This window comes from Gluconobacter cerinus (assembly GCF_002723935.1).
Lineage (GTDB): Bacteria > Pseudomonadota > Alphaproteobacteria > Acetobacterales > Acetobacteraceae > Gluconobacter > Gluconobacter cerinus.
Genome location: NZ_BEWM01000002.1, coordinates 277,398 through 303,045, shown reverse-complemented (window position 1 = coordinate 303,045; position 25,648 = coordinate 277,398). Strand labels below are relative to the sequence as shown.

Sequence of the window (25,648 nt, the reverse complement as noted above, 5' to 3'; positions counted from 1 at the left end):
CCCTTCTCCACCAAAAGGACAAATGGACCATGAAAAAAGCAGCACGGGCGCAAACTGATGACATAGAGAGAGAGGTGTAGTTTGGGTTTGACTGCCTCCTCTCCGCCCCCCCTAAAAAGACAGCACGTCCAACCAAGACGTACCGATCGCTATTTTTGGGGAATAAATTATGCCTTCAAATCAAACCGAGAATTCGCTGTGTATCGGGATCAACCGGAATCCCTGTCTCGGCACGCTTTCGAGCTTCCTGCCACTCCCGGTCACCCGGCGCCATAACAGGGTTATGCGAATTAACGGACGGACCATTTCTTAAAAGATCGAGATAAGAGCCCATCGCAAGATCATAAGCCGCTTGGCCAATAAACCTTGCTGGATCTATGGCGATTGCAAAGTGGCCAACGTTCTGTCGCTTCCGGTCGCTCTGCTCTTCATCAGTGCCAACCATAACCGGGTCCAGTGCCGCGCCCGTCAGAACGCCTGCCAGTATGGTAACAAGCCCAGCCAGTGCAGCTCCCTTGAAACCAAACTCTTCCCCACCGAGTGGCTGAAGAAACGCAGCTGACTGTGCATCCCGTGTGGGTCGTCCGTCATCACTCGCAGCCACACCTGATGGTAACGACAAGCCAAGGGAGCGGTAGAGTTTGACGCGGTTGAATGGAATTGAGGACGTCGCAATGTCCATAAGCCACGGATCAGAACCACTGGTCGGAGCAGCCATCGCAATAGGATTTGTTCCGTGAAATGGCCTGGCGCCCCCGAACAGGGACACGGCTGCGTCAGAGTTACTCATGATCAAACCGATCATTCCTTGCCTCGCAGCCTCAACGACATACGCGCCAGCTGCTCCGAAATGCGAGGAATGATGCACTCCAACCGCGCCAATTCCAGCGTCCCGAGCTAACGACACAGCCTCATCCATGGCGCGATAGGCCGCAGAATGAGCCAGCCCACCGTCAGCATTCAACTGCCCAGTTGCCGGCCCTGTTCTGGTGAAGACAGGAACGGGCAGGGAATTCACCCCACCAGACCGCAGAAGCCGCACATAATGTCCCACCAGTCGAACACCATGACTATCGACCCCGATACGAGATGCATGAAGCAAGGCCCGGGTCGTGGCTTCGGCGTCTGTATCCTCCGCTCCGGCTTCCACCAGACACGCGTGAACACGCTGAGACAGCAACGCTTCCGGATAATACAAAAGCTTTGTCATGCTGCTCATGACGGAAGCTCCATTTTCGCACGGGGAGCCAGCATATGTCGGGCCTGCTCACGATCCAGCGCCCCAGTCCACGCCGCCATAACAACAGGAGCAACACAGTTTCCTGCAAGGTTACCAACAGCCCGGGCAATTCCGATAAACCAGTCTACTGCCAAAAGAAGCACAAGACTGGAGAGCGGAATGGAAGGAGCAGCAGCCAACGTGGCAGCCAGAACGACGATCGCAATCCCCGGAACTCCATGAGCCCCTTTGGACGTAATCAGTGCCGTCGCCAGCATAGAGAGCATTTGCGTCAGCGTCAGAGGCGTACCAGTCACATCGGCCAGAAACACAATGGCAAAGCCGAGATAGATCGATAGTGCATCCAGATTGAGCGAATATCCGGCAGGAACGACCAAGCCAACCACCTGCCTGGAAACGCCCATGGCTTCGAGCTTTGCCATGATGCTTGGCAGAACTGAATCAGAGCTGGTCGTCGCCGTGACAATAAGGATCTCTTCACGGAAATAACGGGCAAAGCGCCATGGATGAACACCACACGCCAAAAGGCAGCCACCCAGAAGCACAACGATGAAAACTGCAATAGCTGCGAAATAGAGCACAACGAACGACGCAAGCCGACCGATAGCATCCAGTCCGTACTCTGCTACCGTCGTCGCAACAGCCCCAAACACACCTAGTGGCGCCAGAGCAATAATCAGGCGCATCATTCTTGAAAAAAGCGTCGAAAGACTTTCAATCAGGCGTGTAACATGTGCACCAGCGTCCCCAATCCTGCTTAGGCAACATCCTGTCAGAATAGCGAAAAACAGGATCTGGAGAATGTTCCCTTCGGCGAAAGCCGCAACCGGAGACCGTGGAACAAGACTCAGGATGAACCCGGTAAAACCCTGCCCGTGCAGAAGGTGAGCATTCGCAGCGTAGGATGCCACGATATGGGCATCCTCAGGGCTGGGCGTAAAAGTCAGCCCTTGTCCGGGCCGGATAAGCATGGCTGCCCCAACCGACAGCAGCAGGACGAGCGTGGTCATACCCTCGAAATAAATCAGGGACCGAAAGCCCAGTCGTCCCACAGCACCTAGCGATCCCGCGCCCGTAATACCCGTCACGACAATACAGAACAGCAGCGGGCCGACCGCCATCAGAATCAGACGAAGGAACAGATCAGTGAGCCATCGGAATTGCCCTGCAACATGCGGTGCGAACAGACCAACCAGAACCCCGATCAGAGTTGCAATCACAACCTGAGAGAAAATCCCTGGACGAAACCTGCGTTTCGCATCTTTCGAAAGGCTCGTATTGCTCGTCATCCAGACCTTCTTCCCGTCGTTCCTTCAGGAAACCTGACGCCGGCTAGAGGTTCTGCGCTCCGGCTCAGGTCCTGATGATTCGTTCAGTACGTTACGTTCATTTTTGCGCCTACGAAACGTGGCAGACCCGGCATGACACCATAGAAAGTGGCCTGCGTCCCGCCAGAAAGCCAGTAACGGCGATCAGCAAGATTTTGCCCATAAACCGATACAGACCAATGCTGTTTCGGTGCCGCAAACGTCAGGAACGAGTTCACAAGGAAATAGGCCGGAGCACGGTAGATCCCGCCATCTCCAATATGCTGCGGCTGCGTCTGTGCGCCGCGATAATTATAATCGACGTCAAAAGTCATTTTGTAGTCATGGAACATGGACCAGGTGTAGGTAGCCGCTCCAGAAAGAGTCAGATTGGCCAGCCCCATGTTGTAGCCATTATAGTTCGTATTCACAGGCGACCAGACACCCGTTGAGGCAAACTGGGCAGTTGTGGCACTGCGATTCAGGCTCTGGAACTGGGAGTAAGAGCCGTTCTGGTATCCAAAATTCTGTGTCAGCACGAGCCCACGAAACGGATGTGCTTCCATATCGAACTCAGCGCCATAAATGTTGGAGCGCGGTGCATTTACGTAGCCGCCCAGCACACCGTACGGTGGCACGAGGATGGTCCCGAGCAACTGCTGGTCCCGATAATCATAATAGAAACCGGCTGCATTAAAGCGCAGACGCCGGTTGAACAGCATCGTTTTGAAACCACCCTCATACGTCAGAACCTGCTCGGCCTTGAACGGCTTTAGCTGGCTGGCCTGCTGGGTGATGTTGGCCGAAAATCCTCCTGGCTTGAAGCCACGCGAGAACATGACATATCCCATCACGCTGGGATTGAACTGGTATTGTGCCCCGACACGTCCAGCGAACTGATTTGTCAGTGCCCCTGAATTGCCGAAGTTCTGCACATGCGTTCTGGCACCCGTATTCAGGTCGTAATCAGCACTGACAACATTCAGCATCTGCCGGTCGTCCGACTCATGGCTGATCGCCCCGATCAGGGTCAGCTTCGGCAAAATGCGATATGAAAGCTGAACATACTGATTGAAGTTCTGCTGATTCTGACGATAGGACGTCTCATTCAGCGGTGTCGTCCCAGGGCGGTCTGATGAATCATACCAGAAATTCTGCGCCATCCGTGCACGGCTGTAATACATGCCGACTTCCCAGTGGAAGCGAGCATGCGGATCACGGGACTCAAGCTTAACTTCCTGCGAGAAAACATTCGTCTGGTTGTTGCGGAACATATTGCCATAGGACGCAACCGAGTTCGTCTGGTTGGTCAGTTCATGCTCGTCAACGGCTTCAAAAGCGCTCAGCGTCCATAACCGGCCCCAGCTGAAGTCCTTCGTATAGCGGACATTCGCTCCCCAGAAGATATTGTCTTCCCTTGGCTTCTGATTAGCTCCGTTGATACCGATAATTTTCGCAAACCGCGGATCAAGTCCCCATTCGGTCTGCATGATATCCGACGTCACAGGAACGCCGTAGCTGTTATAGAAATTATGCCCCGAAGACGTCTCGGACTGGTCCGTCGTCCAGTGCCCGCCAATGTCCAGCGTCGATGTAGCGTCGATTTTCCAGCGCAGCTTGCCGCGAAGAGCTCCGATATTAGAGTTGCCGTACCCTTCGCCCTGCGAATTGTGCTGGAAGCCGCCCCCCGTCATGGACTGCCCTGCCAAACGGAACGAAACCGACTTGGAAATTGGCCCGGAGACAAACCCCTCGACCCGATTGCGACCATAGCTGGCAATGTCTTCCATCAGACCTGCATGAAACTCAGGGGTAGGATCACCCGTGTGGAAATTAATCTCACCACCGGTGGTGGACTGCCCATGCGTGAAACCGGACGCACCAGGCGCAACAGAAATGTCATCCATGTCAAACAGCATACCCGAAGTCATAATACTCACCGGATAGGCCACACCATCGACATACGGCATGACAGACGGGGTGTTGTTTTGGGTGAAATCCATCAGCCCGACACCGCGCAATGCAAAGTTCAGTGCAGAGCTTCCAAAAGAAGGCTGAATAGTCAGATTTGGTGCCACACGAACGATGTCTATCAACTGACGAACGTTACGATTCTGAAGCTCCTGACGGGACAGTACCGTTTCAGAATGCGCCTCGTGCTGACCTGCGCCAGTCACACCGCGCCGGGCATTAACGTGAACGACCTCATTACTCGCCGCGGAAGCATCAACTGTACGATGCCGTACTGCTCCAGCCCCATGCTTAGCGATCGGATGCAAACTCCGCTTCGCTGCCACTACAGCAGCATCCGCGCTGCCTGCACAGGACAGAAGAGCTGTGGACAAGAGCGTTACGCGCAACGAGAGAGCAGAACGGGAGCGGCAGGGCGAAACAAGGGACATCGGGCATTTCCAGATCGGCGATGTGAAGCAGTCAGGATGTGTCGCAATTCACCATGTCGGCGAATCTTGTATACCAGATAGAATACAAACCCTTCTTGTTCCACATTAAAAATGATCTAAACCGGAATATTCCTTTTTCCGATCTTCTGTTGTGCTTGTTCCCTCAAAAAAGGAGGCGCATAAAAGCTGCCATGGAAGACCGGAACAAATCGATGCAGCCAGCCAGCAGCAATGTCATCGAGAACAGAATCATACAGGCCGTTCTTTCTGAAGAGATTTCACCAGGAGAGCGGCTGGGAGAAAAAGATCTGGGCGAGATCTTCGGGGTCTCGCGAACACTGGTGCGAGAAGCAATGATGCGCCTCAGCAGTCGAGGCATTGTGGCAGTCTCACCGAGAAGAGGCTGGTTCGTTATTGAACCCACCGTCGAAGAAGCCCGGGAAACAATCGAAGCACGCCGATCTGTTGAAATCGGTCTTCTCATGACTCAAAAAAATATTAGTGCAGAGATGATCAAGCAGCTCGAAGCACATGTCCTGGAGCAACAGCGCGCCATCGATGAGAATGACCTGGGTCGTCGGAGCTACCTTCTAGGCCACTTCCACGTTCACCTTGCCGCAGCGCTTGGCAATTCTATTCTGGCCAACATTCTTGAAGAACTGACAACCCGCATCGTGCTGATCGCCACCTTGTATCAATCCAAGGCAGACGCGCAGCAATCCTGCGACAACCACCGTCGACTTGTAAGCGCACTCCGCAAGAACAAGGTAAAAGATGCTGTAAAGATCATGGATGCCCATCTGACGCATCTTGATAAAGCACTCAGCATCCGGAAAAAAATGAAACCACGCTCTGCGGACCAACTCCGTGGCAAAGCGTCTTTCGTCCCATAAGGCTGGCAGCACATATCGGCCTGGGACGAAATCATTAGCTTGAAAGCGTTGCTTGCTAATGGCGCAGGGCTAACGGAGCCCATCATCGAATATGCCTCGCCCTAGGCGAAGTTTTCCAAACATATTTGATCTAAAAGGAAAATGGTGAACCGGCTGGGACTCGAACCCAGGACCATTCGATTAAAAGTCGAATGCTCTACCAACTGAGCTACCGGTTCATCCGAGCGGATGGCTACCCCACAACCACTATGGAGGTCAACCTCCAGCAGCCGGAAAACAGCACTAGAATTTTTTTAGTTATGTTATAACATATTAAATACTACCGATTCAGAGCCTGAAAAAGCCCCCCCGTATGCGCTCCAAAAATAACAACCTGACCACTCACTCCGCCTTAAACGATCGCACTGTACGGCATGAAATCTGGCAACGCTTTGAGGGGAACGAGTGGGATGCATTCGACCAGCTTCCAGCATCCATTCGCAGACGCCTGAACGAACACGTCTATGATGCCTGGTCCGTCAACGCCTTGATCCTGTGGAAGCACTACAAGCGCATTTACGGCCGCACTCCGCGTGCCGAGCGAGCCCTGATCAAATATCTGGATTATTGTGAACGCCTCGAACGCGAGGCCTTTTCAGAGCGCTACACCGCTCAATGCGGCTCGCCCTACCCTCATGATGCCGCAGGAGTGACAGTCCTGCGCACACCAGAGAACAAGCAGCAAGCTGCCTGAGCGTCCCGCAAGACACTCAGAACAGCCCAAACAGCTTCAGGCTTCTACATAAGCCTTAACGATGGTGTCCGGATCCTTGACGACGCCTGACGAGCCAGCGCCACGCTTGATCTGATCGACATACTCCATGCCTTCAACAACCTTGCCAGCGATCGTGTACTGACCGTTCAGGGACGGCACGTCCTGGAACATGATGAAGAACTGGCTGTTTGCAGAGTGCGGAGCCATCGTACGGGCCATGCCAAGTGTGCCACGCTCGAACTTTGCCTTGTCCGTGAACTCGGCCTTCAGGTCCGGGTAGCTGCTACCGCTGGTGCCTGTGCCAGTCGGATCGCCGCCCTGTGCCATGAAGCCTTCGATCACACGGTGGAACTTCACACCGTCATAAAAACCTTCGCTCGCCAGAAGCTTCAGACGCTCCACAGCCAGCGGCGCCAGATCAGGGCGCAGCTCAATGACGACCTTGCCGCTCTTGAGTTCGAAAACCAGCTTATTGCCGTCGGGTACTGCGGTCTCAGACATCTTGGAACCTTCCAGAAATCAATGAAGGTTCCTATGTCGCCCTTCGACCCAGTTTCGACAAGACGAGACTTGCAACATCTTCGCTGACAAAGGAGGAAATATCGCCATCAAGACGGGCAATTTCCTTCACAATCCGACTGGCCGTCGTGCGATGCCCTTCGGAAGACAGCAGAAAGACCGTCTCAATTTCCGGCGCCAGACGACGCAACGCCCCAGAGAGCTGACTTTCAAAGTCGAAATCCCCCGCAGAACGAAGGCCGCGCACAACCGTCCCGGCGCCAGCCTTACGTACGGCATCGACCAATAGGGTATCAAACCCCAAAACCCTGATCCGGTCCGCATGAGGCAATTTCGAGACCTCCTGCCGCATCATCTCCAGACGCTCTTCCAGCGTCAGAAGCGGCTGCTTCCCCTCATTGACCGCCACACCAACCAGCAGGCGGTCAAAAAGAGTAGACGCACGGTCGATAATATCCAGATGACCGAACGTCACCGGATCAAACGTGCCGGGATAAAACCCGACACGCGGATCAGTCTGCCACTCAGGCATCAGGGGCTGCGTCACCCACAGAAGCCTCACCGTCCGTCACAGTGCCATCAACAGGCACTGTACCGTCTGGCGTTGCCACGACATCCCCTTCGATCAGGTCGCCCTCTTCTCCATCATCTTCCACAACCGGGAAGACACAGATCACGGTCTCACTGTCGTTCAGGCGGAATAGCGTCACACCACTGGCCTGACGTGCCATGACACGCACCTGAGACACCGGCAGACGGATCAGACGACCCGTATCGGTCACGAGCATGACATCCGTGCCATCCAGAGTCGGAAGCGTCCCAACCACTTCCTTGCCACGACGATTGGCCGAGAAGGTCATGTTCGTGATGCCCTGACCGCCACGGCCCGACACACGATAATCATAGGCGGAGGAACGACGGCCAAACCCGCCATCCGTCACAGTCAGAAGAATTTCTTCCTGATGTTCCAGCTCCTCGAAGCGCTCCTGCGTCAGATCGCCAGCGATCTCCACAGTGTCTTCGTCACCGGACACCACTTCTTCTTCAGCACCTTCTGCCGACGCAGCATTTTCGGCACGACGTTTTGCATTGGCCATCCGCAGATAGGCCGCACGCTCTTCAACGCTGGCATCCACATGGTTGAGGATGCACAGTGAAATCACCGCATCCCCATCACCAAGGCGGATACCACGCACGCCCGAGCTGCCACGGCCGGCAAACACACGCAGCGTATCATCGGTGATCTGGAAGCGGACACAGCGCGCGTTCTTCGTTGCCAGGAACACGTCCTGACCTTCACGACACGTCGCCACACCAATGAGGGAATCGCCCTCATCCAGCTTCATCGCAATCAGACCAGATGCCCGAATATTCCGGAAATCATTCAGGCGGTTACGACGAACATTGCCGCTGGCGGTCGCAAAGGTGAGGTGTAGGTCTTCCCACAGCTCTTCATCCTGCGGCAGCGGCAGCACCGCTGTAATAGCGTCCGAACCAAGCTCTGGAAGCAGGTTGACCAGCGCGCGCCCCTTGGACGTCGGAGACGCTTCCGGCAGATGCCAGACCTTGGTGCGATAAGCTTTGCCGCCCGAAGAGAAGAACAGTACCCACTGGTGGGTATGGGCATTGAAGCTGCGAATAATGACGTCATCGCCACGACGGCCAGACGCCGTACGACCACGCCCACCGCGGTTCTGTGAGCGGAACATCTCAAGCGGCGTCCGCTTGATGAAACCGTCACGCGTGATGGTCACAACCATCTGACCCGGCTCGATCAGGCTTTCGTCAGACTGATCGCCCAGCGCATCGGAGATTTCCGACATCCGTGGGGTGGCAATTTCAGCCCGGGCCGCCAGCAATTCATTGCGCATGACATCCATGCGACGAGTGTGACTGCCAATGATGTCGAGCAGGTCGGCAATCTTGGCCGCAACTTCGCTCAGCTCACCCTGGATCTTCTCACGTTCCAGACCGGTTAGACGCTGCAAACGCAGTTCGAGAATACCGCGAGCCTGCGCTTCTGTGAGGCGAACCTTGCCATCATAAATGACATTGCCTTCGTCCTGGATCAGCTCCAGCAACGGCACAACTTCGCTCGCATCCCACTCGCGCGCCATGAGCAGCTCACGCGCTGTCGAGGCATCCGGGGCAGAACGGATCAGCGCGATCACTTCGTCGATGTTGGCAACAGCCAGCACAAGGCCAACCAGCAGATGCCCACGATCCCGGACCTTGTTCAGATCGAAGCGTGCGCGACGCAGAATGACGTCTTCGCGGAAACGAATGAACGCCTGCAGAACGTCCATCAGCCCCATCGTGCGCGGCTTGCCCTCATCGAGTGCCAGCATATTGACACTGAAGGACGTCTGAAGCTGCGTGAAGCGATAGAGCTGGTTCAGCACCACTTCCGGCGTCGCATCGCGCTTCAGCTCAATGACAACGCGCATTCCAGAACGATCACTTTCGTCCCGGATATCGGAGATGCCTTCGATTTCCTTCGCACGAACGAGATCGGCAATCTTCTCCTGAAGGGTTGCCTTGTTCACCTGATACGGGATCTCGGTGATGACGATCGCCTGACGATCCTTGCGGATCTCCTCGATCTCAGCACGAGCCCGAACCGGAACAGACCCACGCCCTGTCTCGAACGCCTTGCGAATGCCACTCCGGCCCATAATGATGCCGCCGGTCGGGAAATCCGGGCCGGGGATGATCTGCATCAGCTCATCCAGCTCAATCGCCGGATTGGCAATCATCGCCAGCGTGGCATCAATAACTTCGCCAGGATTATGCGTCGGGATGTTCGTGGCCATACCGACCGCGATACCCGAAGCGCCATTCACCAGAAGATTTGGGAACGTCGCTGGCAGAACCTTAGGCTCGTGCTCGCTCTCGTCGTAGTTCGGCTGAAAATCAACCGTGTCCCGCTCAATATCATCCAGCAGGAACGACGCAGACTTGGCCAAACGAGCTTCGGTGTAACGCATGGCAGCCGGGCTATCGCCATCGACCGAACCGAAGTTACCCTGTCCATCAATCAGCTTGACGCGCATTGACCAATGCTGCGCCATACGAACCATGGCATCGTAAATCGAGCTGTCACCGTGCGGATGGTATTTACCCATCACGTCACCGACCGCACGCGCAGACTTGCGGTAAGGCTTATCAGACGTAAACCCACTCTCGCGCATCGCGTACAGGATGCGGCGATGGACGGGTTTCAGGCCGTCACGCACATCGGGCAAGGCACGCGAGACGATCACCGACATCGCATAGGCCAGATAGGAGGAGCGCATCTCCTCCTCGATCGTCACCGGAAGACGATCGGAAGGTACAATATCAGTCGGCTCGTTCAGCTCGGTCAAGACAGGTCCACCACGCTAAAATACAGTCCGCACAGCATAGCCCATGCGCGGCCTACATGCCACACCCACCCCATTATGGCCTGTGAGACTGAAAAACGGTCACGTCCAGCAGGAAACTGCCGTCTTCTTCCAACCCCAGTCTTTCACGGACAGCTACAGGCGCACCACGCTGCAACGACCGGATGCCCTCTACACGTTCCGTCGGCGTTCGTGTTCGCGATACCCAACTCTCAAATTCCATCCGCAAACGGCTGCGTATCAGGCCATCCACAACAAAACCGGATCTTCCAAGAGCAGACACCCATTCTGTCACGGCATAGTCCCTCACATGAGAGATATCCCGCATCAATTCCAACGTCTGGAGCCAGCTATCGGACATAGCGTCTTCAGGAGCCGTAACATCGCCGAAAATAGCCAGACCTCCTGGCTTCAGAACGCGATGCACTTCTCTCAGACCAGCCTCAAAGCCTTCCCAATGATGGGCACTAAACCTGCATAAAACAGCGTCAAACACACAATCATCAAACGGAAGCGCTTCTGCGGCGCCCTGTTCAACAGCAATGTTGCCAAGCCCACGGTCTTGAACGGACCGGCTCACCGCAGCCAACATTCCGGCCGTGACATCGCAGGCGACAACCTGCCCGACATGTGGCGCCACAGCATAGCTGACATGCCCCCCGCCACAGCCAAGGTCCAGCACACGTTCAAACCCGCGCCCCTGAACAGCCCGAACCATCACGTCCAGATCATCGCCCTGACGATGCACCACGCTATTTACGTAAGATGACGCCCTGTCTTCATAATGCTTCGCAGCAAATTGTCCTGCCTGCCTAACCATCTGATCTTTCTCCCTTGGAGACCATCATCAGACAACAAACAATCAGGTATAAGATCCTATTTTATCATGGTATAAATTGCACCATGCCTACGTCCAGCCGTAAAACTCTTGGTCTGTTTCTTCGCACGCACCGCGAAAGGCTTCCCCCGTCAGAAGCAGGATTGCTGACTCCATTACGACGCAGACGCACCCCAGGGCTACGCCGCGAGGAAACAGCTCAACTCTGCGGGATCAGCACGACATGGTACACGTGGCTGGAACAGGGACGCGACGTCTCATGCTCATCCGCCACACTGTCGCGAATTGCCACGGCTCTGAAACTGTCCACGACGGAAAGACGCTACCTTTTCACGTTGGCAGAACTGCGAGACCCTCAGCAGGATCACACTGCGCCAACTGCACCGGCCACACTGCTCAGCCTCCCGGAACAGATCTCCAGCCCTGCTTATTTGCTAGATCCCTTATGGAATGTTCTGAGCGCAAATTCCGCAGCCAAAACCCTTTTCGATGCCTGGCTGAACAGCTCAGAGACCAATCAGCTGCGCTATGTTTTTCTGAACCTCAATGCCCGAATTTTCCTTACGGACTGGCTAACCCGCGCCCAGCGGCTTCTGGCCGAATTTCGGGCCGATACAGTTTCGAGTGCCCGTACCAAACCTTTTCAGACACTTGTCTCAACTCTTCAGAGAGAAAGTCCGGAATTTAACCGTTTCTGGGAGGACCAAAGCGTCCTCCCCAGAGAAGGAGGGCAGCGGAGCTTTCAGCATCCAACACAAGGCCTTCTCCACTACGATCAAACAACGTTCATTCCGACAGCTCATGCGGGCTATAAACTTGTCATTCTGTCCAGAAGCACGGCCACTCCGGATTCCACCCCATGAACCCGAACTACACTCTCCACCCAGCAGATTTTTCCGACCAAGAAACACGCGGCCTTTTGGCCCTTCATCTTGCAGGAATGCACGAAAACACCCCTGCTGGACACGTCTTCGCCTTGGATCTGGCTGCTCTCACCTCATCAGATATCGAGGTCTGGACTGTCCATCACCACGGCCACGTTGCTGGCATTGGTGCGCTAAAACGATTGAGTGCTCACGACGGTGAACTCAAGTCCATGCGTACTCATCCGGATTTTTTAAGACGGGGCATCGCCAGCACTCTTCTGGATCATCTCATTCACAGAGCACGCTCTGTGGGCCTGAAAAAGCTCAACCTTGAAACCGGCCGGAACTCCTCTTTCGAACCCGCATTAAAGCTCTACAAGGCCCGAGGCTTTCAACTCGGCGAACCTTTCGCTGACTATGAGGCCTCTGTGTTCAACCAGTTCCTTCATCTGTCGCTCTGAAACGGGCCTTTCACGCATAAAAAAACCGGACTGACACTGCCAGCCCGGTTCTCCGGAAAATCCCTTAGAACGGGATTTCGTCATCCAGATCGTTATCTGGCGGAGCATCCCAGCCACCGCCCCGACTGCCCGACGCGCCGCCTGCGCTACCGCCGCTACTCCGAGAGCCACCGCCGAAGCCGCCTTCACTGCTACCGCTCCGGCTTCCACCACCAAAGCCGCCGCCGTTGTTGCTTCCGCCACCGTAGGACGAACCACCACCGTCGAAGCCACCGCCTTCATCACCGCCACTGCGGTTACTGTCGAGGAGCACCAGCTCACCGCGGAACCGATCAATCGTCACTTCCGTCGTGTAACGCTCCTGGCCAGACTGGTCGGTCCACTTACGGGTCCGCAGCTCACCTTCGAGGTAAACCTTGCGCCCCTTGCGCAGAAAACGCTCAGCCACGTCGCCCAGGCGATCATTGAAAATGACGACGCGATGCCATTCCGTACGCTCGCGGCGCTCACCGGACTGACGGTCGTTCCATGTTTCAGACGTGGCGATCGTCAGATTGACAACCTTCCCACCTGACTGCGTGTTCCGGACTTCCGGGTCCTTGCCCAGATTCCCGACCAGAATCACCTTATTGACGCTACCTGCCATTCCGTACCAACCATTTATTCTCGAATTGTTCTTTTCATGCGGCTCAGAAAGCCCATCTATGAAATGATCTAGCATCCCTTTGGATGCGTTCCCATCTCACATTCTACTTTCTGCATAGTCTTCGGGGTTTTCGTGAGCTTTCCAGACAATCATTCGATCCGTGTCCGTGGTGCCCGCGCCCACAATCTCAAGAATATCGATGTCACGATTCCCCGTGACTCCCTGACGATCATCACGGGTCTCTCTGGCTCCGGAAAGTCGTCTCTCGCCTTCGATACGATCTATGCCGAAGGTCAGCGCCGATATGTGGAAAGCCTTTCCGCTTACGCCCGCCAGTTCCTTGAACTGATGGGCAAGCCGGATGTGGACTCCATTGAGGGCCTCTCCCCGGCCATCTCGATCGAACAAAAAACGACCTCAAAGAACCCCCGCTCCACCGTCGGCACCATCACGGAAATCCATGACTACATGCGCCTTCTCTGGGCGCGCGTAGGTGTTCCTTATTCACCCGCAACCGGCCTCCCTATTGAAGCCCAGACGGTCAGCCAGATGGTAGATCGCGTCATGGCGCTTCCTGAAGGCACGCGTCTCATGCTGCTGGCGCCGGTCGTCCGGGACCGTAAAGGGGATTGCAAACGCGAACTGGCAGACCTGGCTCGCAAGGGCTTCACGCGCGTCAAAATTGACGGTGAGCTTTACGAAATTGCCGAAGCCCCCGAACTCAATCGCAAGACCCGCCACAATGTCGAAGTCGTGGTGGACCGGATTGTCGTCAAACCTGACCTCGAATCCCGGCTGGCGGACAGCTTTGAGACAGCCCTCGAACTCTCCGACGGTCTGGCCTACGCCGAAGAAGTCAGGCGTGCGGGAGAAACAGCTGCCCCCGCCCACATCGTTTTCTCCTCACGTTTCGCCTGCCCTGTTTCAGGCTTTACGATTGAGGAAATCGAACCCCGTCTGTTTTCCTTCAATGCCCCAATGGGCGCCTGTCCGACCTGCGATGGTATCGGTACGGAAACCCATTTTGACGAGAACCTGATCGTCAGTGACGACACCCTGACACTTTCTGAAGGTGTGATTGCCCCTTGGAGTGGTGCCAGCACGGACTGGTATGACCAGACTCTTGCAGCTCTTGCTCGCCATTGCGGGGACACCATGAACACGCCATGGCGAGACCTGAAAGCCGAAACCCGGGATTTGATCCTGTATGGTTCCAAAGAGGCCATCGCCATTCCGTATCGTGATGGCAGCAAGGTCCATACCGTTACGAAACCCTTTGAAGGCGTGCTCAAAAACCTGCGGCGGCGCATGGCGCAGACAGACAGTATGTGGGTCCGCGAGGAACTGTCGCGCTATCAGTCAGAAAAGCCCTGCCACACCTGCCATGGCGCACGCCTGAAACCTGAAGCCCTCTGCGTAAAGGTCAATGACCTGAACATCGCCGAAGCGTCAGATATGCAGATCCGCAAGGCACTGGACTGGTTTTCTGGCGTGGAAGTTACCCTCACCCCACAACGTGCGGAAATCGCACGCCGCATTCTTCGCGAAATCACGGATCGCCTGCACTTCCTCGACGATGTTGGCTTGGACTACCTCACGCTTTCCCGCGGATCGGCCACGCTTTCTGGCGGTGAAAGCCAGCGTATCCGGCTGGCGTCCCAGATTGGCTCGGGTCTGACAGGCGTTCTGTATGTGCTTGATGAGCCGTCCATCGGCCTGCATCAGCGCGATAACGAGCGCCTTCTCGGCACACTGGAGCGTCTCAAGCGCCTTGGAAACACCGTCATCGTCGTCGAACATGACGAAGATGCCATCCGCGCTGCTGATTATCTTATCGATATGGGGCCTGGTGCTGGCACGCGTGGCGGAAACGTCATCGCGATCGGCACACCTGCGGAAGTAGCCAAGAATAAAGAAAGCCTGACCGGTGCCTATCTTTCGGGTCGGAAGTTTATTCCAGTTCCGGAAAATCGACGCACCTCGGACAAAACACTCACATTGGTTGGAGCCAAGGGAAACAATCTCAAGGATCTGACCGTCGATTTCCCGCTGGGGACCTTTATTGCGGTCACCGGTGTATCAGGCGGCGGCAAGTCCACCCTGGTCGTGGATACCCTTTACAAAGCGCTGTCCCGGCAGCTCATGAAATCGAGCCAGTCTCCACTCCCTTATGACCGACTGGAAGGCGTAGAGAACCTCGATAAAATCATCGAAATCGATCAGTCTCCGATCGGCCGTACACCCCGTTCCAACCCCGCCACCTACACGGACCTGTTCGCCCCTATCCGGGACTGGTTTGCCGAACTCCCGGAATCCAAGGCACGCGGTTACAAACCAGGCCGCTTCTCCTTCAATGTAAAGGGCGGCCGCTGCGAAGCCTGTCAGGGCGATGGCGTCCTGAAAATCGAAATGCACTTCCTGCCTGACGTCTTTGTCACCTGTGACACCTGCAAAGGCGCGCGGTACAATCGTGAAACGCTGGAAGTGAAGTTCCGTGGCAACTCCATCGCTGATGTACTTGCCATGACCGTGGACGAGGCGTTGCCGTTTTTTCAGGCTGCGCCCAGAATTCGGGACCGCCTCGCCATTCTCCAGCAGGTTGGTCTCGGCTATGTCGCCCTAGGCCAACAGGCCACCACGCTTTCAGGCGGTGAAGCTCAGCGCGTCAAACTGTCCAAGGAACTTGCCAAACGGGCTACAGGTCGCACGCTCTACATTCTTGATGAGCCCACCACCGGCCTGCACACTGAAGACGTGCGTAAGCTGCTGGAAGTGCTGCATACGCTGGTTGATCAGGGCAACACCATTTTGGTGATCGAGCATAATCTGGAGGTCATCAAGACAGCAGACTGGCTGATCGATATAGGACCAGAAGGCGGTGATGGTGGCGGCAAAATCGTAGCAGCAGGAACACCGGAAGACATTGCTGCCTGCAAAGCAAGTCACACTGGCCGCTTCCTGGCTCCCCTTCTGGATGCGCCCGGTGTCAGGCAGCACCGTGAGCCTACAGGCAAAAGGATCACTCAGGCGATGATTGCCGCCAGCTTGCCCCAAAAGGCGGAGCGAGCCCCAGCCAAAACGACAAAAGAGCCTAAGGCAAAAATAGTGGGGGACAAGAAACCTCGTGGCCGCCCCTCAGGCTCCCGCAACAAAACCAAAGCCTGATTCCTGATCAAGTCCTGAAGAGCCCCGCTCTTCAGGACAACAAAGGACGCTACGCAAGCTAGGCTACAAAAAGGTGTCAAAGGCCGTTGTCCCAATGCCTTCCGGACCAGAGTGATCGGGAGCCAGAAATTCAGCCCCCGACAGGCGACACCAGAACAGTAATCGCAAAAAGACGCAGCCGTACCCTTTCCAATCGGGTTTGCTGGTGCAAACCCCACGGCAACAATCAACATACGAGACGGCAGCCAGATTAGAGCAATCATCAGCGCTCAGCGGTCCGGATCATCCTCCCAGAACAATCCATTTGCTCCCTTCTGAGAAAAATTACCGGCTGACTGGTCGGCAGTTATTTCTGTTGAGTGCCGAGATGCTCTTTCCCGCGCTGGCGCGCCAGCTTCTCCTGTAGCTCACGGGCAGCATATCGTTGGCGCTGTTCTTCTGTCCGTTCGTTATGACAATGGGGGCAGGAGACGCCTTGTACGAACATCGTAGAAGCCTTGTCTTTCTCGCTGACAGGGCGACGACAGGCGTGACAGACATCGTAGCTGCCAATTTCCAGGCCATGCTTCACAGAAACACGCTGGTCAAAGACGAAACATTCCCCTTCCCAGAGGCTCTCTTCCTCTGGAACAGTCTCCAGATATTTCAGAATACCGCCTTTGAGATGGTAAACTTCGTCCAGTCCCTCTGCCTTCACAAAAGACGTGGATTTCTCACAGCGAATTCCGCCTGTGCAAAACATGGCAATCTTTGGAACACGGCCCTTGGCCTCAAGCTCCTTGCGCCGATTCCGGAACCACTCCGGAAACTCCCGGAATGACCGTGTTTTGGGGTCTTCAGCCCGCTTGAATGTCCCGATCGCGACTTCGTAGTCATTCCGGGTATCAATCACGATCGTATCCGGATCAGAAATCAGAGCATTCCATTCATCCGGTGCCAGATACTGACCAACATCCTTGCGAGGATCGATATTCGGCTGCCCCATGGTAACAATCTCTTTCTTGAGACGCACCTTCATGCGGCGGAAGGGCATTTCCGGCGCACGGGACTCCTTGATTTCAAGCTCCTCACATCCAGGCATCGCCCGAATATGCTCCAGAACCTGCTCCATTCCGTCATCTGACCCGGCAATCGTTCCGTTAATACCTTCTGGTGCCAGAAGCAGAATGCCCTTGATCCCCTCGCGGTCGCAGACCTCCTGCAAAGGCCCGCGCAACGCAACGATGTCTTCAAACGGCGTGAAGTTGTAAAGCGCGACGATACGGATCGGCGGAAGAGCATCAGACACAGGGCAACCATCCAGCTCTGCGACCGCAGGCAGACCCACGATCAGGTGATAATGTGCCCCCGCCAATATCAGGCTCGCGCCTTCAATTCCAGAAAACTCCTGAACCCAGGTCTCAGGCGACTGAGGCGGTTGCTGCTTCTGCAAGAGGTAGTCCGCGATCCTTGATCACGCGACGCACCGTCTGAATGACCTGCGATCCAGTAATCAGACGCGTGCATTCAAACTGCCGCTCCGTTCCCTTGTGGCGGGGGCACCAGAAGAAATCCTTGTGATCGAACTGATGTCTCGGGTCGTTCCAGCACGAATTGCAGGTGTGCCAGTTGATGATGCGATAGGGCGTAAAGAATTCATTATTCGGATGCGTGAAGCCCGAAATCATGACGACAGGTGTGCCCGAGGCATGCGCCAGCCAAGCCAGTCCACTGGAGAGACCAATGAAAAAACTGGCGTGCTTCAGCCAACGCGCACGTTCTGACAACGGACGGCTGCCAGTCTCGTCTTCCGCGCCATGGGGAATATGATTGTAGACATACCCTGTGCCATGGAACGTTTTCTGATCAATACAGATCACGCGGTATCCGGCAGATTTCAGGAAACCAATCACTTCCTGCCAGCCAGCCGGATTATTCCAGTACTTGCACTGAGTACTGGCCTGCGTCGCAATCACGACATACGGCCCATCAATAGGTGGGGTATCCCCATCCTGGATCGTGATGCCAGGAGGATTATCGTTCCAGGGATCAACACCCAGAATATAAGCTGCAGTCCGGTGCAAACCTACATGCCGGAAGTCCGTTGGCTGATGTGTCAGCTCCGTATCCGTGAAAAACAGACCTATATTGTATGAAGCGTAGAAACCGGACGTGAACGCCTTGTTTGCCTGAGCTTCATCGTGCCCGACCAATGTGATGTCTGAATTAGCCTCTTTCACCAGAGGCAGAATGACATCTGCAACGGAGCAGGACACCTTCGCGCCCGTCTGCTGCGCAAGGCGAATAGCTGCCGGAAGCCAGGCAATCGTGTCTCCAAGCGTTCCAACAGGCAACTGCACCAAAACAGGCCTTCCCGTGAGGGATAGCTCGTGGTGCAGAATGTCCTCCCGCGTACCGTCAGGCTTTTCCAGCCAGACATCGATCAGGAATGGAACAAAGTACTTTTTGGTGGATGAGACCATGCCGCCTTTTAAACGGGCATCGAAGAGAATATTCCCGGTCGAGTAATCTGATAGTCTCACGTGCCATTGCCCCAGTTCCGGAGCAATATCAGGCACCATGACACGGGCACCATCATTGAAGTCAAAGCGGACGCCCTGCCCTCCTTCCACAACGGGAACAGATGGAATGGCCAGATAGGGGCTCTTCTCGTCCTCCTTCTGCACGGGATTACCGTCGGCAGGAGAAGCACCTTCCTGTGGAAGACCGGAGGCAGGCGTTACAGTTTCTGCAGGCTGGGAAGAAACAGAGGTCACATCAGACATCAGTAAAAGCGTCTCCAAACCGTTCCCGCAGGCCGTACAGAGACAGAGACCCGCCTCTACCGCACCCACAAAAGCAGGCTCAATATTAAAAGTCCAAAACCATGTTCAAACCTGAATTCATCTCTTGAAAAGAGACTTTCCTCAGTCTGCCACAAAACAGTGCCAAGGTTAAAATGAACTCAAGATCTTTGGACATTAAAAGAAACGTTCAACCATTCAAGACAGATCGTTCCCAGAGCGGAAATGCTATGCGATACCCAGAGGATCATGACAGAGCATACTGCAATCCGTGGCCCCTTCCTGACCTTTCATGCTGACCCTTTTACGGTCGACCCTATGGCTGCACTCACGCACCAGCCAGACGGCCTGATTCTCTGCAAAAATGGCGTCATCACCGCTGCAGGCGCATGGGAAGATCTGAGAGACCAAATCCCGGAAGGTACTACCGTAGATCATTATCCAGACCGGCTGATTTCAGCCGGAATGATCGATACCCACGTCCATTATCCCCAGCTCCCTGTGATCGCCTCGTATGGGGAACAGCTTCTGGAATGGCTGGAGACCTATGTCTTCCCTGCTGAAGCCCGTTACGCAGATATTACTTATGCACGCCAGATCGCCCGCAGTTTCCTGAAAGAGCTTCTCCGCGTCGGTACAACAACGGCCGCCGTGTACTGCACGGTTCATCCAGAATCCGTAGACGCATTTTTTGAGGAATCAGAACGCCTCAATACCTGCATGATCGCAGGGAAGGTCCTGATGGACCGCAATGCGCCTGACAACCTGCGGGACACCGCCCAGACAGGCTACGATCAGTCTGCCGCACTTATAGAACGCTGGCATGGTCGCGGACGACAGCTTTACGCCGTCACACCACGCTTTGCCCCTACCAGCACACCCGAACAACTGGATTTAGCTGGATCTCTCCTTGCTACCCGCTCTGACCTCTTCATGCAGACGCACCTGCTCGAGAACCGGTCTGAGATCGAATGGGTCAAGGAACTCTTTCCCAACCGCTCATCCTACCTGGACGTGTATGACAAGTCGGGCCTTCTGCGCCCTCGCGCCATTCTGGCTCACGCCGTGCACGCACAGGAAGAAGACTTGCAGCGCTGCCATGATACAGGCTGCTCCATCGCACACTGCCCCGGCTCCAACCAGTTTCTGGGCAGCGGGTCATTCCCCCTGTTCAATGCCTTGAAACCCGAGCGACGTGTCAAAGTCGGCGTTGGCAGCGATGTGGGAGCTGGCCCCTCCCTGTCTCTGCTTCAGGTCCTCTCAGACGGATACAAGGTCGCTCAGGGGTTAGGCACGAAACTTCATCCTGCTCAGGGCCTTTGGCTGGCAACCGCCGGAGGCGCTCAGTCTTTGGGGCTTGAGGATCATATTGGTGCCATCAAACCTGGCCTGCATGCAGATCTCTGTATCTTCGATCCTACTGCAACACCTCTCGGGAAAATCCGGACCCAGACGGCTGAGACCCTGTCCGATCTCCTGTTTGCCCTCACGATGCTAGGCGATGACCGTAGCATCGAGGCTACATATGTGGCTGGTCAGAAGGTTCACAGCCGGGATTAATATCTGACCCGAGGGGCTTCAGCCGAATCTGCGCTGCCGCCCTTCGGTCACCGGACCCTAAGGCTCAACAGGCAGCCCCATCAGAATTCTCTCATCAGGGAGATCAGCCACTACAATTTCTGCTTCCGGATCAACAGCCAGTGTCCGACGGACGTTGAACAACAGGTGCAGAAAAATGGCGGACAATGCCCCAAGAGTAATACCGCTTCCGAAGACAATCTGTGCCCACATCGGAAATGTATCTGAGATATGAGGCTGCGCCGTCGCGAGCATTCCCAGTCCGATGCTGGTTCCCACGATGATGACATTGCTCTGACGGTTGAAATCCACCCGCGTCAGGGTCTGAACACCAACCACAGCCACTGTCGCAAACATCGCAAGAGCAGCCCCTCCCAGAACAGGTAACGGAACCGCCGCCACAATTGCTCCGAGTTTTGGAAGGCACCCCAGCATCATCATGATGACAGCCGCAGATGCCACAACCCAGCGGCTCTTCACGCCCGTCATACGAACCAGACCGACATTTTCTGCAAAGCAGGTATAGGGAAAAGAGTTGAAGATCCCACCCAACAGCGTTGCAATACCATCAGCTCGCAGCGTCCGCGCGATATCCTCGCGGGTAATGGTTTTTCCGACGATTTCGCCAGTCGCATACACGTTGCCAATCGTCTCGACCATGGTGATGATCATGACGATCACCATGGAGAGGATCGGCACCACATGGAAAACCGGCGTCCCAAAGAAAAACGGCTGGGTAATGGACACAAGAGGCGCGGACGCCACGCCCCCAAAGTGGGCATCGCCCATCAGCCACGCAGCCAATGTGCCAATGCAAAGTCCGATCAACACAGCAATCGTTGAAATGAAGCCGCGAAACAGGCGCTGTACAACCAGAATACTTGCCAGTGTTCCCAGCCCGTAACACAGACTCCGCAGCGGAACCTGATCCTGCACCATCCCCGGTCCATGGCCAGACACGATGTCATTGGCAGCCACCGGCAAAAGCGCCAGCCCAATCACCAGAATGATCGACCCCGTCACCACAGGCGGAAAAAACCGAACCAGCTTCGCAAAATATGGTGCGATGAGCAGGCTGACGATCCCTGCGACAATCACCGATCCATAGATCGACAGCAGCCCCGGCGTTCCACCGCCTACCGCAGACCCAATGGCAATCATCGGGCCAACAGCCGTAAACGTCACACCTTGCAGAAGCGGCAGACGAACACCCACCGGTCCAAACCCGACTGACTGCAACAGGGACGCAATCCCGCAGGTGAACAGATCCGCATCAATCAGATGAATCAGCGTTTCCTGTGGCAGGTGCAAAGCCCCAGCCACAAGGATCGGGACAATTACCGCTGCTGAATAGAACGCAAGAATATGCTGGAAGCCATAAGCCCCCAGACGCCAGAGCGGAAGCTTCTCATCAACCGGATGAACCGCAGAAGTATCAGACGCCATCAGGTCTCAGCTTCCACGATATGTGGAATATCCATAAGGCGCAGCCAGCAGCGGAACATGCGCATGCGTGCCCTCACCCAGACCGAACACAATTGGCACAACATCCAGAAAAGGCGGATCAGACAGCACATGCCCCGCCGCCCGGAAATACGCCCCGATCTCGAATTCCAGACGATAGGTGCCACGTTCCAGCGGGATCTCCCGCAAGGCGGGGCAACGCCCATCATGGTCCGTCAAGCCCTCGAAAAGAACGGCATCTTCCTGAAAAAGCCGGAAAGACACCCCGGCCGCCGGACGGCCCGAGACCGTATCCAGAATATGCGTGGATAATGAGCTCATGATGTCACCAGATCTTTCAGTCTCAACCCTGCAATCGCATCGATCTGCGAGAGGGCTTCCTTCAGTTCCGCCTCGGGCGTCCCGCCCAGACGACGTTCCATTTCATCCATGATGACCGTCTTGGCCAGCTGCCCGGGGGCCGCGACTTTACGCACGCAGATCACAAACGGCATGGAAAAAGCCGTCCCATAGGCCGCATTCAGCGTCTTGAATCGCTCATATTCCGCAGGCGTCAGACGATCCAGCCCGGCAGAAGCCTGCTCGGATGCAGACTCCGCCGTCAGATCCGGATCAATTCCCGCGCGATGCCCAAGCTCAGGATGCGCCCGAACCAATGCCAACTGAGCCTCCTCGCCCGCATTCCGCACAACGTCAGAAAACGCCGCAAGCATGGCCTCTACACCAGCAAATGGCCGCGCTGCCAGAGCCCCTTCAGCCACCCAGGGCGAATGCTCGTAAAGTCCCCCAAACGTCTGGACAAAAACATCCGACGTCATGGCATTCACATCGGAAGTCTTCATGCCGGATGCACACTCATCCAGTGCCGCGCAATATCCAGCCGGGACGCGACCCAGACATCCTCATGAGACGCCACATGTTCCAGAAAACGCTGAAGCGCCAGCGCACGCGCAGGCTTGCCGGCCAGACGGCAATGCAGCCCGATAGACATCATCCGCCCCCCTTCCGCATACAGCATGTCGAACGTATCTCGCAGATATCGAAAGAACTGCTCCCCCTCGGTAAAGCCGTTGAGCGCCGCAAACTTCATGTCATTGGCATCAAGCGTGTAAGGCACGATCAACTGCGGCTTACCATGGGTGCAGTCGTAATACGGAAGATCATCTGCGTAAGAGTCGGCATCGTAAACAAAGCCGCCTTCTTCCACGACCAGACGGGCCGTGTTCGGGCTGGTGCGGCCCTGATACCACCCCAATGGGCGCTCCCCGACTACTTCCGTATGAAGCGCAATCGCCTCACGGATATGCTCGCGCTCTACGTCTTCCGGGAAGTCCTGATAATCAATCCAGCGCAGACCGTGCGTAGCGATTTCCCAGCCGCTTTCCTGCATGGCAGCTACGGCATCCGGGTTGCGCGCCAAAGCCTTGGCAACACCAAATACGGTTGTGGTCATGCCAGCCTTTTCAAACAGGCGATGCAAACGCCAGAATCCAGCGCGACTCCCATATTCGTAAAGGCTTTCCATCTGCGCACAGCGCGCGCCAATGATGGATTTCGTCCCGACCATTTCAGACAGGAAAGCCTCCGACCCCGCATCTCCATGCAGGACCGAGTTTTCCGCGCCTTCTTCATAGTTGATGACGAACTGGACCGCGATCCGTGCACCATTCGGCCATTTCGGATCAGGCGGCGTGCGGCCATAGCCGATCATATCACGGGGATAGGTGTTGGTGCTCATCTGTGCTGCTCCCCCTCAAACCGTTGGCGGATCAAGGCTGATCAGTTCTTCCGTGTCGTAAGACAGCAGACTCTCCAGATGCTTCTCGCCATCTTCAACAAACAGATCACGCGCAATACCGCGTGTCAGCTTCTCGACACCAAAACGCATACCACTGATGGATGCCCCGGAAAGACCCATGCTGGGCATGGACGCGAACGTAAAGTTGTAGATTGCCGCCAGCATCGGCGCCTTCGGATCGGCCGGATCTTTCGGCAGGAACTGAAAGCGCTGCCCCAGATACGGATGGCTGGACAGAAGTGTGCTTTCCTCTCCCTCCGGCGCCGTGAAATGGTCGCTCCACAGCATGACGGAATCCGCAAAGTCCTGCGTTTCCGGACGGTGCTTCAGATCAATCGAGAAACCCGTACCAATAATCAGGAAGTCAAAGCGCATCTCGCCATTGGGCGTTTCGACCACAATCTCATCGCCATCCATACGCGCAGAATTCCACGGCGTACCGGGATGGAACGCGAAGTTCTCATGCTTGCGGCAGCGCCAGAACGTATCCTGCGGCGGCGGCTGGTTCAAATTGTAGATGCAGCGCATGAAGCGCCAGCGAGTCAGATCCGGAAGCTCCGAGAAATGCGCGAGAAAGCCCGCGTTTTCCATCCAGCGGTACGGATTGATAGCCGGAATCTTCGTACGACGCAGACACAGATCCACACGACCCACGCCGGATTCCAGCGCCGTCGCAGCATTATCAAAAGCGGACGCACCAGCACCCAGAACGCCGATCCGCTTACCCTTCAGAGCAGCGAAATCAATATTCTCATGCGTATGGGCATAAACCGACTTCGGAAGATTGTCTGAAATGAACGGCGGGACAAACCATGCTCCGCCACCGTCAATCCCCGTAGCCAGAACCATCCGACGCGCCCAACGCTTCGTCTCAACACCCGCAGCATTCCGGAATGTCAGGCGCAGAAGGCCGTCCGTCCACTCCACATGAACCAGTTCCTGATCGTTGACGACCGGCAGTTCAAGCGTGTCCCGCACCCAGTCCAGATAAGACTGCCAATCATGCCGCGAGATCTTGTCGAGCGACTGCCAGGCTTCCTTGCCATACCGGGCTTCATACCAGGACTGTGGCGTCAGATTGGGCACCCCCAGATCCGGCCCCGTTACATGCTTTGGCGTCCGCAGCGTGATCATTCGGGCAAATGTCACCCAAGGGCCTTCCCCGCCCTTCGCAGCCCGCTCAAAAATTTGGGTATTCGTTACGCCCTGACGACGCAGCCCGAAACAGGCCGTCAGCCCCCCCTGGCCGCCGCCAATAATGGCAACATCCAGAACATCTTCCTCATCTTTCTGAACCGGAATATTCCAGTTCCCCGTCGCATACCTGATCTTCGCCAGATCCTCATGAACCTGCGCCGAAAGGGTGGCCAGGCCGTCAGTCGGGGAGGAGGAACGTGTCATGAGCATCTTATCCTAAAGAACAGGCACAGGATCGTGGTCTTTCATAAGAAATGACCAGAGTTTCTTCCTATGTCAAAATGACAGGATTCACCTGCCGCTCTGAAGTGTTTCATAGAGGGGTAATCTCGTATATCTCAGAAAAACGTCCCT

21 protein-coding genes and 1 tRNA gene are annotated in these 25,648 nt (G+C 55.6%); 6 read left to right on the top strand and 16 right to left on the bottom strand.

Annotated elements, in window-relative coordinates; genetic code table 11:
* Positions 1–175: 175 nt before the first annotated feature.
* From GCE01_RS05305 to GCE01_RS05295, 3 genes are all read right to left on the bottom strand, one after another.
* Complete coding sequence (locus GCE01_RS05305) at positions 176–1,219, bottom strand: Ldh family oxidoreductase (protein WP_099211501.1); 1,044 nt, start codon at positions 1,217–1,219, stop codon at positions 176–178.
* Positions 1,216–2,529 (bottom strand): cation:dicarboxylate symporter family transporter, encoded by a 1,314-nt coding sequence (locus tag GCE01_RS05300; protein WP_099211499.1) that lies wholly within the window; start codon positions 2,527–2,529, stop codon positions 1,216–1,218. Before GCE01_RS05300 ends, GCE01_RS05305 begins: the two co-directional genes overlap by 4 nt.
* An 83-nt stretch (positions 2,530–2,612) precedes the next feature.
* Entirely contained in the window at positions 2,613–4,949 is a 2,337-nt protein-coding gene (locus tag GCE01_RS05295) for a TonB-dependent receptor (RefSeq protein WP_099211497.1), read from the bottom strand.
* Positions 4,950–5,002: 53 nt separating this feature from the next.
* Between GCE01_RS05295 and GCE01_RS05290 the strand changes: the two genes are divergently transcribed.
* Entirely contained in the window at positions 5,003–5,842 is an 840-nt protein-coding gene (locus GCE01_RS05290; RefSeq protein ID WP_244591095.1) for a GntR family transcriptional regulator, read from the top strand.
* 142 nt (positions 5,843–5,984) lie between these two features.
* Here the strand turns inward: GCE01_RS05290 and GCE01_RS05285 are convergent.
* Positions 5,985–6,060, bottom strand: a tRNA-Lys gene (locus GCE01_RS05285).
* 134 nt (positions 6,061–6,194) lie between these two features.
* On the opposite strand from GCE01_RS05285, the gene GCE01_RS05280 reads away from it, so the two are divergent.
* Entirely contained in the window at positions 6,195–6,575 is a 381-nt protein-coding gene (locus GCE01_RS05280; RefSeq protein WP_099211493.1) for a DUF6525 family protein, read from the top strand.
* Positions 6,576–6,611: 36 nt separating this feature from the next.
* On the opposite strand, the gene GCE01_RS05275 is transcribed toward GCE01_RS05280, so the two are convergent.
* The 4 genes from GCE01_RS05275 to GCE01_RS05260 form a co-directional block, all read right to left on the bottom strand.
* Positions 6,612–7,097, bottom strand: a complete 486-nt coding sequence (locus GCE01_RS05275) for a peptidylprolyl isomerase (RefSeq protein ID WP_099211491.1) — start codon at positions 7,095–7,097, stop codon at positions 6,612–6,614.
* A gap of 31 nt (positions 7,098–7,128) precedes the next feature.
* Positions 7,129–7,647, bottom strand: a complete 519-nt coding sequence (gene coaD / locus GCE01_RS05270) for a pantetheine-phosphate adenylyltransferase (RefSeq protein WP_046900542.1) — start codon at positions 7,645–7,647, stop codon at positions 7,129–7,131.
* Positions 7,640–10,480 (bottom strand): DNA gyrase subunit A, encoded by a 2,841-nt coding sequence (gyrA, locus tag GCE01_RS05265; RefSeq protein ID WP_099211489.1) that lies wholly within the window; start codon positions 10,478–10,480, stop codon positions 7,640–7,642. Before gyrA ends, coaD begins: the two co-directional genes overlap by 8 nt.
* 73 nt (positions 10,481–10,553) lie before the next feature.
* Positions 10,554–11,318, bottom strand: a complete 765-nt coding sequence (locus GCE01_RS05260) for a class I SAM-dependent methyltransferase (RefSeq protein WP_099211487.1) — start codon at positions 11,316–11,318, stop codon at positions 10,554–10,556.
* Positions 11,319–11,401: 83 nt separating this feature from the next.
* On the opposite strand from GCE01_RS05260, the gene GCE01_RS05255 reads away from it, so the two are divergent.
* Both GCE01_RS05255 and GCE01_RS05250 read left to right on the top strand, forming a co-directional pair.
* Positions 11,402–12,199: a helix-turn-helix transcriptional regulator gene (locus tag GCE01_RS05255; protein WP_099211485.1), complete on the top strand. Its 798-nt coding sequence runs from the start codon at positions 11,402–11,404 to the stop codon at positions 12,197–12,199.
* Positions 12,196–12,663: a GNAT family N-acetyltransferase gene (locus GCE01_RS05250; protein WP_099211483.1), complete on the top strand. Its 468-nt coding sequence runs from the start codon at positions 12,196–12,198 to the stop codon at positions 12,661–12,663. Before GCE01_RS05255 ends, GCE01_RS05250 begins: the two co-directional genes overlap by 4 nt.
* 64 nt (positions 12,664–12,727) lie before the next feature.
* Here the strand turns inward: GCE01_RS05250 and ssb are convergent, their stop codons facing one another.
* Entirely contained in the window at positions 12,728–13,309 is a 582-nt protein-coding gene (ssb, locus tag GCE01_RS05245) for a single-stranded DNA-binding protein (protein ID WP_086634612.1), read from the bottom strand.
* Between the two features lie 132 nt (positions 13,310–13,441).
* Between ssb and uvrA the strand changes: the two genes are divergently transcribed.
* The gene (gene uvrA / locus GCE01_RS05240; RefSeq protein WP_099211481.1) at positions 13,442–16,474 is read left to right on the top strand and encodes an excinuclease ABC subunit UvrA; all 3,033 of its coding nucleotides are present in this window, start codon (positions 13,442–13,444) and stop codon (positions 16,472–16,474) included.
* Between the two features lie 346 nt (positions 16,475–16,820).
* On the opposite strand, the gene trhO is transcribed toward uvrA, so the two are convergent.
* Both trhO and GCE01_RS05230 read right to left on the bottom strand, forming a co-directional pair.
* Positions 16,821–17,762, bottom strand: coding sequence for an oxygen-dependent tRNA uridine(34) hydroxylase TrhO (gene trhO / locus GCE01_RS05235; RefSeq protein WP_174694808.1), 942 nt, complete (start codon positions 17,760–17,762; stop codon positions 16,821–16,823).
* A gap of 112 nt (positions 17,763–17,874) precedes the next feature.
* The gene (locus GCE01_RS05230) at positions 17,875–19,239 is read right to left on the bottom strand and encodes an autotransporter strand-loop-strand O-heptosyltransferase (RefSeq protein WP_099211479.1); all 1,365 of its coding nucleotides are present in this window, start codon (positions 19,237–19,239) and stop codon (positions 17,875–17,877) included.
* Positions 19,240–19,506: 267 nt separating this feature from the next.
* Between GCE01_RS05230 and guaD the strand changes: the two genes are divergently transcribed.
* The gene (guaD, locus tag GCE01_RS05225; protein ID WP_167386118.1) at positions 19,507–20,817 is read left to right on the top strand and encodes a guanine deaminase; all 1,311 of its coding nucleotides are present in this window, start codon (positions 19,507–19,509) and stop codon (positions 20,815–20,817) included.
* 57 nt (positions 20,818–20,874) lie between these two features.
* Here the strand turns inward: guaD and GCE01_RS05220 are convergent, their stop codons facing one another.
* From GCE01_RS05220 to GCE01_RS05200, 5 genes are read right to left on the bottom strand one after another with little or no spacing between them, the layout of a single operon-like run.
* Positions 20,875–22,281 carry a nucleobase:cation symporter-2 family protein gene (locus GCE01_RS05220; protein ID WP_099211477.1) on the bottom strand — a complete coding sequence of 469 codons (1,407 nt, stop codon included), beginning with the start codon at positions 22,279–22,281 and terminating at the stop codon, positions 20,875–20,877.
* Positions 22,282–22,287: 6 nt separating this feature from the next.
* Positions 22,288–22,620 carry a hydroxyisourate hydrolase gene (gene uraH, locus GCE01_RS05215; RefSeq protein WP_099211475.1) on the bottom strand — a complete coding sequence of 111 codons (333 nt, stop codon included), beginning with the start codon at positions 22,618–22,620 and terminating at the stop codon, positions 22,288–22,290.
* On the bottom strand, positions 22,617–23,141 hold the full coding sequence (uraD, locus tag GCE01_RS05210; RefSeq protein ID WP_099211473.1) for a 2-oxo-4-hydroxy-4-carboxy-5-ureidoimidazoline decarboxylase: 525 nt from the start codon (positions 23,139–23,141) through the stop codon (positions 22,617–22,619). Before uraD ends, uraH begins: the two co-directional genes overlap by 4 nt.
* Positions 23,138–24,037: an allantoinase PuuE gene (puuE, locus tag GCE01_RS05205; protein WP_099211470.1), complete on the bottom strand. Its 900-nt coding sequence runs from the start codon at positions 24,035–24,037 to the stop codon at positions 23,138–23,140. Before puuE ends, uraD begins: the two co-directional genes overlap by 4 nt.
* A 15-nt stretch (positions 24,038–24,052) precedes the next feature.
* Entirely contained in the window at positions 24,053–25,504 is a 1,452-nt protein-coding gene (locus GCE01_RS05200; protein ID WP_099211468.1) for a SidA/IucD/PvdA family monooxygenase, read from the bottom strand.
* Positions 25,505–25,648: the final 144 nt, after the last annotated feature.

Coding starts and splice junctions, on each gene's coding strand:
- GCE01_RS05305 (WP_099211501.1), bottom strand. CDS start 1,219: ATGAGCAGCATGACAAAGCTTTTGTATTATCCGGAAGCGTTGCTGTCT.
- GCE01_RS05300 (WP_099211499.1), bottom strand. CDS start 2,529: ATGACGAGCAATACGAGCCTTTCGAAAGATGCGAAACGCAGGTTTCGT.
- GCE01_RS05295 (WP_099211497.1), bottom strand. CDS start 4,949: ATGTCCCTTGTTTCGCCCTGCCGCTCCCGTTCTGCTCTCTCGTTGCGC.
- GCE01_RS05290 (WP_244591095.1), top strand. CDS start 5,003: ATGTCGGCGAATCTTGTATACCAGATAGAATACAAACCCTTCTTGTTC.
- GCE01_RS05280 (WP_099211493.1), top strand. CDS start 6,195: ATGCGCTCCAAAAATAACAACCTGACCACTCACTCCGCCTTAAACGAT.
- GCE01_RS05275 (WP_099211491.1), bottom strand. CDS start 7,097: ATGTCTGAGACCGCAGTACCCGACGGCAATAAGCTGGTTTTCGAACTC.
- coaD (WP_046900542.1), bottom strand. CDS start 7,647: ATGCCTGAGTGGCAGACTGATCCGCGTGTCGGGTTTTATCCCGGCACG.
- GCE01_RS05260 (WP_099211487.1), bottom strand. CDS start 11,318: ATGGTTAGGCAGGCAGGACAATTTGCTGCGAAGCATTATGAAGACAGG.
- GCE01_RS05255 (WP_099211485.1), top strand. CDS start 11,402: ATGCCTACGTCCAGCCGTAAAACTCTTGGTCTGTTTCTTCGCACGCAC.
- GCE01_RS05250 (WP_099211483.1), top strand. CDS start 12,196: ATGAACCCGAACTACACTCTCCACCCAGCAGATTTTTCCGACCAAGAA.
- ssb (WP_086634612.1), bottom strand. CDS start 13,309: ATGGCAGGTAGCGTCAATAAGGTGATTCTGGTCGGGAATCTGGGCAAG.
- GCE01_RS05230 (WP_099211479.1), bottom strand. CDS start 19,239: ATGTCTGATGTGACCTCTGTTTCTTCCCAGCCTGCAGAAACTGTAACG.
- guaD (WP_167386118.1), top strand. CDS start 19,507: ATGACAGAGCATACTGCAATCCGTGGCCCCTTCCTGACCTTTCATGCT.
- GCE01_RS05220 (WP_099211477.1), bottom strand. CDS start 22,281: ATGGCGTCTGATACTTCTGCGGTTCATCCGGTTGATGAGAAGCTTCCG.
- uraH (WP_099211475.1), bottom strand. CDS start 22,620: ATGAGCTCATTATCCACGCATATTCTGGATACGGTCTCGGGCCGTCCG.
- uraD (WP_099211473.1), bottom strand. CDS start 23,141: ATGAAGACTTCCGATGTGAATGCCATGACGTCGGATGTTTTTGTCCAG.
- puuE (WP_099211470.1), bottom strand. CDS start 24,037: ATGAGCACCAACACCTATCCCCGTGATATGATCGGCTATGGCCGCACG.
- GCE01_RS05200 (WP_099211468.1), bottom strand. CDS start 25,504: ATGCTCATGACACGTTCCTCCTCCCCGACTGACGGCCTGGCCACCCTT.